Below are 10642 nucleotides of genomic sequence, written 5' to 3'. Positions count from 1 at the left end.
ATGCAGTTATCGCATTTGTGGCAGGACGGCTACACAGAAAGCGGCGCGGGCGTATTTGGCCAGCGGGTCAACAGTGCCGAAAATACTTATTTGGCAACGGGCCTGGGGGTGGAGTTTAAGCGCTACCTGAACAAGGGCAGTTATGCCATGCGGCTCGGCGTAAAACATGCGTTCAGCGGTGCCAATCCCCGGGTGACTTTTGGTCTTGTGGGCGGCGGTTCATCTGACTATGAAATGCGCGGCCAGCAGGATAAGACGCATATGGTGATGTCGCTAGGCGGCGAGGCCGAATTTTCGCCGGGCTGGACCGCAGCCGGTGACGCAGTTTTCACACGCGGCAGCCACGACCGGGATATTATGTGTGCTGTAACTTTGCGCCGTATGTGGTAAATATGATTTTTAACTTCCCCTGCGCGGCTTAAATGTCCGCAGGGGAAGTTTTTATCGGCAGCTGCATTATTACGGGAAAGGATGATAATAATGGCCAAGATTTTGGCAAGAAAAAAACTTTGTGCTTTAACAGCTGCAGTATTGTCAGGGGTGACTATGCCAGTAGCATACGGGGCAGAAGAATTTGAAATAGAATCTCCCTATTTAGCAACAGAATATTTGTATTCTGGCGATAGAGTTTTTGCCGAAATAAAATTTCTTAGAGAGGGCATGGGAATTGGGACCCCTGGCAGCGACCCTAAAAGTCCAACCTGGCTGGTGAATGCGTCAGCGTATAATCTGGATAATAGTCTGATTAAGGCAACAAAGGCCAGTACAGCTTATTGGTCAGATATTTTGGTGCAGGGGGCAAAAAATACCAAACCATGGCAGATATTTGTTGGTACAGATAATTATGACAATGCAAGTGCGACGCCCCGTTCTGTGAATTCCGATGGTGTCCGCTCCGCCAGAGAGTCTTTCATTACTGAGGAAATTTATGTTAAGAACCAGCTGCAGGACGGAGAAGAGTATAAGCCGCTACTGTTTGAAGATGCCATAACGGGTTATCTTCCGCAGGGGAAATATGCCTTTAGTGCTGTAGCTATAGGGACTTATATGGGGGCGGAACGTACAGGTGCTGTCAAAGGGTGGTGGGTTGACACGGATACGGCACTGCCTACCAACGAACAGGCTGCTGATTTTGTAGGGACATTCCGCCATGAATTGGGGCATGCCTTGGGTATTGGTTTGGCAAGCGCAAGGCAGAAAGTATTGGAAAATGATGAATTCAAAGATGTAGTAGTTATAGATTCCAATATAAAGGATAAGAATTCCTGGACACTGCATTTGCAGGACCAAAACGGCAAAGCTGCTCAGGCAGGAATGTATATTGTGTCAAGTGCGGAGGCAACAGACCACACTAAAAATTATTTTGTAGTTGATAAGCAGGTCAGCCTCGATGGCAAGGGCTATGCTTATTTTGTGGGTGAGCATGTGACGGAGGCTTTGGGCGGCGCAACTTTTTTCGGCCGGTCCGGTCTGCCGGTAAACGGCTGGGAAAAGGATCCACAGGCAGAGGAATATGATTTTGAAGGGTCGCACTTGCAGACTGCCGGTATGATGAGCCATCGTATTTACAGTAATTACACTTCCTTTTTGGAAGTCGAACTGGCAGCTATGCAGGATATGGGATATAAGTTTGACCGCAAGGCTTATTTTGGGCGTTCCATTTACGGCAATGGCGGTGATATCGTAAACACACAAGGATATTTTCAACGTAATGCTGAGGGTACAGCATATCTTGATAATACCTATAGTTTGGTGCCTTTAGGCGTCGGCTTGCATATCTACGGTTCTGATAACCGGGTGACGCAGAATGCCAATATCATGACTGCCGGGACGGGTGCTGTAGGTGTCAGGATTGATGGCACTGGCAACACCCTGATAGTGCCGGAGAATACAGAAATTCATGCGGATGGTTTGCGCGGCAATGGCCTCCTGATAGCTTATGGCAGAAATCATACGATAGAGCAGGCTGGTACAGTGACGGGCAAAGGTAAAGGCGGCACTGGGGTGCGTTTTGATTTCGGATCCAGTTCTAATGGAGCAGGGGATGAGTATAGGGGGTCATACATTCGCTATAAAAGAGCGGTTCAACCCCTTCCAGACCCCGAGGAGGAAAATAATAATACCACGCCGAATCCGACGCCTAAACCTGAACCAGGGACAATAGTATCAGCGGAAAATCTTAGTTTGATTATTAACAATATGAATGAATATAATGCCAAACAAGATGAACTTAACGGACCGTTGGTAGAAAATTATAATCTATCCGGTACGCTTATAGGCGCGGAGAATGCCATCTACATTGGCAAGAATGCCTTTGTAAAGAATATCAACATCAATGAAGGCGCCAGCATTCAGGGCAATATCACTTCCAATTGGAAACAGTTTGGTGCTGCGGAGTGTGAGGGCAGCTATGATGTAAAGGTTCCATTGCGTGTTCAGTATAATGGCAAGTATAAAGAAGATGGCTATGCTTATAAGGACTATATTCCGGATTTGGTGACCAATCTCAATTTCAATACGGATATGTACTATAATGGCAATATCACCGGCGAAGATAACATGAAGATGAATATTTATGCCGGGGCATTGACCTATGAAGGTACAGCCAATGTAGTAAGTGTGAAGGTCGCAGAAAATGCGGCGCTGTTGGGCGGTACGTATACCGTAAATGATATGAGCAGCAGAATGGGTGCAGGTATGTCTGATGATACTACAGGGTGGTTTATCAGTTTAGGGACTATTGGCGCCTCTGCGGCTGACCGGAATATGACGATTAACGGCCATTTACTATCAAACGGCAATTTGCAGTACTATGGCGGTGGCAAGGGTGGTCAGATAGCTGTCAGTGGAGAGGCCCATATTGACAAGTCAACGGTAACTGCCTATAACATGCTGCCAGGGGAGAAGGATAAGCCTGTTCTTACGGCAAACAAAATCATAGGCTCTATCACTAACGAGGATACAGCAGTCCCGGTTTCTGGCATGCTTAATGCCCAAGGGAAAATCACTGCCAATAATACGATTACCGTAGATACGATGGCTGCCAATAACTTAGGCCCCACGGACGCAGCTGTAAATCATACCTATGATGCTGTAATGAACATGTATGACGGCCTGGGGGACGAGAAATTCCAAAAGGGTGAGCTGCGCAAATTATTCTCTCTTGAATCGGAAACAGCAGTTAAGGCCTTGCAGGATATTGCCTCCCCGAATGCGGCACAGGGCATTAGCATGACACAGACCAGCACGGTGACCAGTCATATTCTGTCCACGCGTCTGTCAGAGGCTTTTGCCATGAAGAATGTTGATATAAGCGTACCTGTGGCCAAACTGGCTGATGATAAGGAGTCAACTGTCAATGAAGGACTGAAATTAAAGGCTAAAGTTGACCAGCCCGTGGAAAATAATATCTGGTTCAAGACGGCCAAGAACTGGGGCGAGTTAAAAGGCGGCGCCAATTATCATGGTACGACCTTTGCCCTGGGCTATGACAAGGCAGCCGGCAAGAACTGGCGCGTGGGCGGCTTTGTCAGCTATGGCGACAGCTCCTTTGCGGCCGGTTCGGCCAGCAGCAAGATACAGGATACGCGCCTGGGCGTATACGCCGGCTACAAGCGCGGCCCGCATGAAGGCTATGTTTACCTGAATCACGGCTGGCTGAAAAATGACCTGAGCCGCGGTATAACGGGTATTGGCATGGCCGAGGCCGATTACAATAGCCGCATTTTGGAACTGGGCGGCGAGTATAAATACGACCTGCAGGCGAACAAAATTGCCACCTGGCATGTGAGTCCCTACGTCAATATGCAGTTATCGCATTTGTGGCAGGACGGCTACACAGAAAGTGGCGTGGGCGTATTAGGACAAAGAGTCAACAGTGCCGAAAATACCTATTTTGCTACGGGGCTGGGGCTGGAGTTTAAACGCTATCTGAACAAGGGCAGCTACGCTATGCGGCTCGGACTCAGACACGCTTTCAGCGGTGCCAATCCCCGGGTGACCTTCGGTCTGGCCGGCGGTGGTGCAACAGTTTTTGAAATGCGCGGCCAACAGGATAAGACGCATATGGTGATGTCGCTAGGCGGCGAAGCTGAATTCTCGCCGGGCTGGACGGTAGCCGGGGACGCTGTTCTCGCACGTGGCAGCCATGATAGGGATATTATGTGTGCCGTAACTTTGCGCCGTATGTGGTAAATATGGTTTTTACTCCCCCTGTATAAATACGCAGGGGGAGCTTTGATATTATTTAATTGAATAATTTAATATAATGCTTGTTTATACGATATAAATTATGTAAAGAAAAATATTACCTGTATTTTGCATGGGAATATATAAATCGGAAATGGGGTTATCATTATGAAACGAAAAAGAAATTATGTATTGACGCTAGCAGTTTTGTCTAGTCTGGTCATGCCGTTATCGTATGCAGCGGTAGAGGAGCCTGTAGTTCCGTATCGGGAAACGAGATACACAGATTACAACGGCAAGCATTTTGCGGATTTAAAATTTATGGATGAGGGGTACGGAATAGGTGATGGAGCGAAACCGGAGGATCCTGGTTGGCTGGTCAATCCAGCAACGTATCGATTAAGCGATGCGCTTATTGCAGCCACTGTGACCAGTACGGATTATTGGAAAAATATTTTAGCGCCTAAAGCAAAAAATACAACACCCTGGCAGATTTTTGTCACCACATTTGATGAGGTAAACGCTGATGCCGCTTCACTATCGCTGGACTCTTCTGGAGGAATTATAACAAATGAGTATTTTCAAAATCATTTGTTTAATGTGAAGGACCAGTTGCAGAAGGGGACAGTTTTTACACCTTTGGAGTATAACTCATATGATGTCCTGGCTAAAGGAAAATATGCTTTTAGCGTAATACGGATTGGCCAGCATGTGGGGGCGAGTCGTAATAACGTCGAAAATGGCTGGTGGATAGATGCGGACACAGTTCTGCCAACAAATGAACAAGCTTCTGATTTTGTAGGAACTTTTCGTCATGAACTTGGACATGCTTTAGGCATAGCTATGGCTAGAACGGAGGATTTAAAAGGAATTAACAAAGATATAAAGGATACATCTTCCTGGACATTACATTTGCGAGATCAAGAAGGCACACCTGCTGAGGCCGGTATGGTGATTGTGAATGATGATGAGGAGGTAGAAAGAGAATCCGGCAAAAAGTATTTTGTGGTGAATAAGAAGATCGACGCGGATGGCAACGGCTACGCTTATTTTTATGGGAACCATGTGACAGAAGTTTTGGACGGGGCCAAATTTTTTGGCCGTTCCGCCCTGCCGGTAAATGGCTGGGAAGGGGTGGGAGAGACTTGGATGTTTGACGGCTCACATTTGCAGACGGCTGGCATGATGAGCCATAGGAAGTACTCCAACTATACGACCTTTTTAGAGGTAGAACTGGCGGTTATGCAGGACCTAGGGTATCAGATTGACCGCAAGGCCTTTTATGGCCGGTCTGTCTATGGCAACGGCGGCAATATCATCAACAATCAGGGATATTTCGCGCGCAATGCTGATGGCACAGAATATCTTGCCGATACCTATAGCCTCGTGCCCTTGGGCGTCGGCCTGCATATCTATGGTTCGGATAACAAGGTGACGCAGAATGCTGACATTATGACGGCTGGTGTGGGAGCTGTAGGTGTCCGGGTAGATGGCACGGGCAATACACTGATTGTGCCGGAAAATACAGAAATCCATGCAGACGGCAGGCGTGGCAATGGCCTCTTGATATCGTATGGTAGAAACCATACGATAAATCAGGCCGGAACAGTAGCAGCCAGCGGTGAAGGCGGCACGGGCGTACGCTTTGACTTTGGTTCCAGTTCGAACGGCGCCAGAGATGAGTACCGTGGTTCGTATATCCGCTTTCAGCGAACTGTTGACGCAGGAAAAATTACCAAGGCTGAAAATTATAACTTGAAAGCTATGGATGCAAATACCTACAATGCCAATGCAGCTGAATTAGAGGGGCCATTGGTAGAGAACTATAACTTGTCCGGTAAACTTATTGGCGCGGATAATGCCATCTATATTTCCAAGAATGCCTTTGTAAAGAATATCAACATCAATAAGGGGGCCAGCATTCAGGGCGATATCACTTCCGATTGGAAACAGTTTGGCGCACTTGAATGTGAAGGAGCTTATGATGATCCCCTTACTAATGATAGTACTGGTTTGCGTATTCAATACAATGGAAAATATGGGGATGATGGGTATGAATATGATGAGTATATTCCAGACCTGGTGACAAATCTTAATTTCAATACGGATCTGTACTATAGCGGTAATATCACCGGCGAAGATAATATGAAGATGAATGTTAAGGCCGGGACACTGACCTACGAAGGCACAGCCAATGTAGTAAACGTGCAGGTGGAAAAAGGTGCGGCTCTTTTAGGTGGTAAATATACAGTAAATCCTATAGATGCTACGAAGGTAGCCGCAGGATTTACGGCTACTACTACAGGTCAGCTTATCAATCACGGAACTATTGGGGCCTCCGCGGCTGACAGGAATATGGAGATTAACGGTAAATTAGTATCCGATGGCAAGCTGCAGGCTTATGGCGGCGGTGAGGGCGGTCAGATAGTCGTCAATGGGGATGCCGATATTGATAAGTCAACGGTAACCGCCTACGCCATGCTGCCGGGAGAGAAGGATAAGCCTGTACTCAAGGCTGCGTCTATTCAAGGCAATATCACCAATGCGGATAAAGCTGTGCCTGTAACCGGCATGCTCAATGCTCAGGGGAAAATCAGTGGCAATACGATTACCGTAGATACGATGGCTGCCAATAACTTAGGCACCACGGACGCGGCCGTGAATAATACCTACGATGCTGTAATGAATATGTATGACGGACTGGGGAACGAGAAATTCCAAAAGGGCGAACTGCGTAAATTATTCTCACTTCAGCCGGAAACAGCAGTTAAGGCCTTGCAGGATATTGCCTCCCCGGATGCGGCACAGGGCATTAGCATGACACAGACCAGCACGGTGACCAGTCATATTCTGTCCACGCGTCTGTCAGAGGCTTTTGCCATGAATAATGTTGATATCAGTGTTCCTGTGGCCAAATTGGCTGATGATAAGGAGTCAACTGTCAATGAAGGGCTGAAACTGCAGGCCAAAGTTGACCTGCCCGTGGGAAACAATATCTGGTTCAAGACGGCCAAAAACTGGGGCGAGTTAAAAGGTGGCGCTAATTATCATGGTACGACTTTTGCCCTGGGTTATGACAAGGCGGCCGGGAAGAACTGGCGTGTGGGCGGTTTTGTCAGCTATGGCGACAGCTTCTTTGCAGCCGGTTCGGCCAGCAGCAAAGTGCAGGATACGCGGCTGGGCGTATATGCCGGCTACAAGCGCGGCCCGCATGCGGGTTATGTTTACCTGAATCATGGCTGGCTGAAAAACGACTTGAGCCGGGGCATAATGGGTATTGGCATGGCCGAGGCCGATTACAACAGCCGCATTTTAGAACTGGGCGGCGAGTATAAATACGACCTGCAGGCGAACAAAATTGCCACCTGGCATGTGAGTCCCTACGTCAATATGCAGTTATCGCATTTATGGCAGGACGGCTACACGGAAAATGGTGTAGGCGTGTTAGGCCAGAGAGTCAACAGTGCAGGCAATTCTTATTTTGCTACAGGTTTGGGCGTGGAATTCAAGCGCTATCTGAACATAGGCAGCTACGCCATGCGCTTGGGTGTCAAGCACGCTTTCAGCGGTGCCAATCCCCGGGTGACCTTTGGTCTTGTAGGTGGCGGTTCATCTGATTTTGAAATGCGCGGTCAGCAGGATAAGACGCATATGGTGATGTCGCTAAGCGGTGAGGCCGAATTTTCGCCGGGCTGGACCGCAGCCGGGGACGCAGTTTTCGCACGCGGCAGCCATGATCGGGATATTATGTGTGCTGTAACTCTGCGTCGTATGTGGTAAATAAAAATTCTACCTTAGACTGCGAAAATGTCTGCAGGCTAAGTTTATCAGGGAAGGTGGGGAATTATGAAAAGAAAAAGGATTTGTGCACTGACAGCGGCTGTATTGTCAAATTTAGCTATGCCCATAACCTGTTGGGCCGCAGAATCACCATATTTGGCAACGGAATATTGCTATTATGGCGGTGAGCCTTTTGCCGAAATAAATTTTTTGGCAGTGGGAGCAGGGATAGGAAATGAAGACAAGTGGCTGGTGAATAAGGCAACTTATACTTTAGGTAAAGACCTTGTTTCAGCCACGGTGAAAGGTGCTGCCTATTGGACGGATATCATAGCACCTAATGCCGAAAATACAACACCATGGCAGATTTTTATCACAACGAACAATAGTCAAAACGCTTATGCCGCCTCATATTCGCTAAAATCTGATGGAGAAACGGCAATTTCCCAAAGTTATAGATATGATACGTTCTATTTGAGGAACCAGCTGAAGGAAGGGGCTGTCATGACGCCCCTTACCTATGAAGATGCTGAGAAAAATGTCCTGCCTGAGGGAAGTTATGCTTTTAGTAATGTGGTTATTGGTAAAAATTTTGGGGCTAAGCGTGATGGGGCTGATGATGGGTGGTGGGTAGATGCGGAAACGGCACTGCCCACTAATGAACAGGCTGCGGATTTTGTGGGGACTATTCGTCATGAACTGGGCCATGCATTGGGCATAACATGTGTTAAAACTAGGAAAAAAAATGGATCTGTTTTTGAATACTATATTAACCCCAATATTACGGATAAACTTTCCTGGACACTTCACTTACAGGATCAAAATGGCACGCCTGCTAAGGCGGGAATGAAAATTGTGGATTCTGATGATGGTACGGGGCAAAATGTTTTTGTTGTAGGCAAGACGGTTGATGCCAATGGCAGTGGCTATGCTTATTTTGTGGGTGAACACGTGAAGGAGGCTTTGGACGGGGCTAAATTCTTCGGCCGTTCTGCCTTGCCGGTAGTAGGTTGGGAGCGCAGAGGAAGAGTCTTTGGGGGGCCCATCTGCAAACCTCTGGTATGATGAGCCATCGTGATTATAGTAACTATACGACCTTTTTAGAAGTGGAACTGGCGGTTATGCAGGATTTGGGCTACAAGATTGACCGTAAGGCATTTTTCGGCCGGTCTATCTATGGCAATGGCGGTAATATCATCAACAATCAGGGATATTTCGCGCGTAATGCTGAGGGCACAGATTATCTGGCCGATACCTACAGCCTCGTGCCGTTGGGCGTTGGTCTGCATATCTACGGCTCGGATAATAAGGTGACGCAGAATGCGGATATTATGACCAATGGTGTGGGGGCTATCGGCATCCGTGTGGATGGTACGGGCAATACTTTGGTGGTGCCGGAAGATACCGAAATTCATGCGGACGGCAAGCGCGGTAATGGTCTGTTAATAGCTTATGGCAGGAACCATTCGATAAATCAGGTCGGAGCAGTAACGGCCAAAGGTGAAGGCGGTACAGGGGTACGCTTTGACTTTGGTTCGAGTACCAACGGAGCCCTAGATGAGTATCGTGGCTCCTATATCCGATATGACCGCAATGTTAATAAAAAAAGTGGCGAAATATCTTCGGCAACCAATTTGAACTTGCTGGACATGGGTGTCAAAACGTATAATTCAAATGTTAATGAACTTAACGGGCCATTGGTAGAAAATTATAATCTGTCCGGTACGCTTATTGGCAGCGAGAATGCCATCTACATTTCCAAGAATGCCTTTGTAAAAAATATCAACATCAATGAGGGTGCCAGTATTCAGGGCAATATCACTTCCGACTGGAAACAGTTTGGAGCAAGTGCATGTCAAGGGGCTTATGATGGTAATAATGCAGGACGAGACAAGCTGCGTATTCAATACAACGAAAAATGGGGGGGAAATGGGTACGAATATGATGTGTATATTCCTGCCCTGGTGACTAATCTTAATTTCAATACGAATATGACCTATAGCGGCAATATCACCGGCGAAGATAACATGAAGATGAATGTCAATGACGGCACGCTGACTTATGAGGGTTCAGCTGATGTGGTAAGCGTACAGGTGGCCAAAGATGCGACGTTGTTGGGGGGGACTTATAAAGTAAATACTATTACGCAGGGTAATTTTTTTCCAAAGGATGAGACTACAGGGCAACTTATAAATCACGGTACTATCGGCGCCTCAGCGGCTGATAAAAATATGACAATTAACGGCACCTTGGTATCCGATGGCAAACTGCAGGCCTATGGCGGCGGTAAGGGCGGTCAAATAGAGGTCATTGGGGAGGCACATATTGACGGCTCAACAGTGACTGCCTACAATATGCTGCCCGGGGAGGAGAATCGGACTGTCCTTACGGCGACGCAGTCTATCAAAGGCAATATAACCAATGCTGATAAAGCTGTGCCTGTATCTGGTATGCTCAATGCCCGGGGGAAAATCAGTGGAAATACGATTACTGTAGATACAATAGCTGCCAATAACTTGGACACCACAGACGAAGAGGTAATTGAAACTTACGATGATGTAATTAAAATGTATGACAACATGGAGGAAGAAAAAGACCAAAATGTAGAGTTGCATAAACTATTTACTTTATCGCCGAAAGATGCCAGACAGGCCCTGAAGGAGATTTCTTCCCC

Annotated in this window: 4 protein-coding genes and 1 pseudogene; all 5 read left to right on the top strand. The window is 47.3% G+C overall.

Features of this window, described 5'->3' with window-relative positions:
* A partial coding sequence (locus tag DL94_RS0111495; RefSeq protein WP_028130275.1) for an autotransporter outer membrane beta-barrel domain-containing protein occupies positions 1-390 on the top strand: 390 nt, incomplete at its 5' end.
* Between the two features lie 270 nt (positions 391-660).
* Positions 661-4194, top strand: a complete 3534-nt coding sequence (locus tag DL94_RS0111490) for an autotransporter family protein (protein ID WP_197020749.1) — start codon at positions 661-663, stop codon at positions 4192-4194.
* Between the two features lie 162 nt (positions 4195-4356).
* Positions 4357-7968, top strand: coding sequence for an autotransporter outer membrane beta-barrel domain-containing protein (locus DL94_RS0111485; RefSeq protein WP_081798814.1), 3612 nt, complete (start codon positions 4357-4359; stop codon positions 7966-7968).
* A 66-nt stretch (positions 7969-8034) separates the two neighbouring features.
* Entirely contained in the window at positions 8035-9033 is a 999-nt protein-coding gene (locus DL94_RS0111480; RefSeq protein ID WP_028130272.1) for a hypothetical protein, read from the top strand.
* Positions 9030-10642, top strand: a pseudogene (locus DL94_RS0111475) (autotransporter outer membrane beta-barrel domain-containing protein); the annotation flags it as partial. The gene DL94_RS0111480 and the pseudogene DL94_RS0111475, both read left to right, overlap by 4 nt.

The sequence above is a fragment of the Selenomonas sp. AE3005 genome (assembly GCF_000686945.1).
Lineage (GTDB): Bacteria > Bacillota > Negativicutes > Selenomonadales > Selenomonadaceae > Selenomonas_A.
Note: the sequence above shows the minus strand (reverse complement) of the source record. Positions and strands in the feature narration are given on the sequence as shown.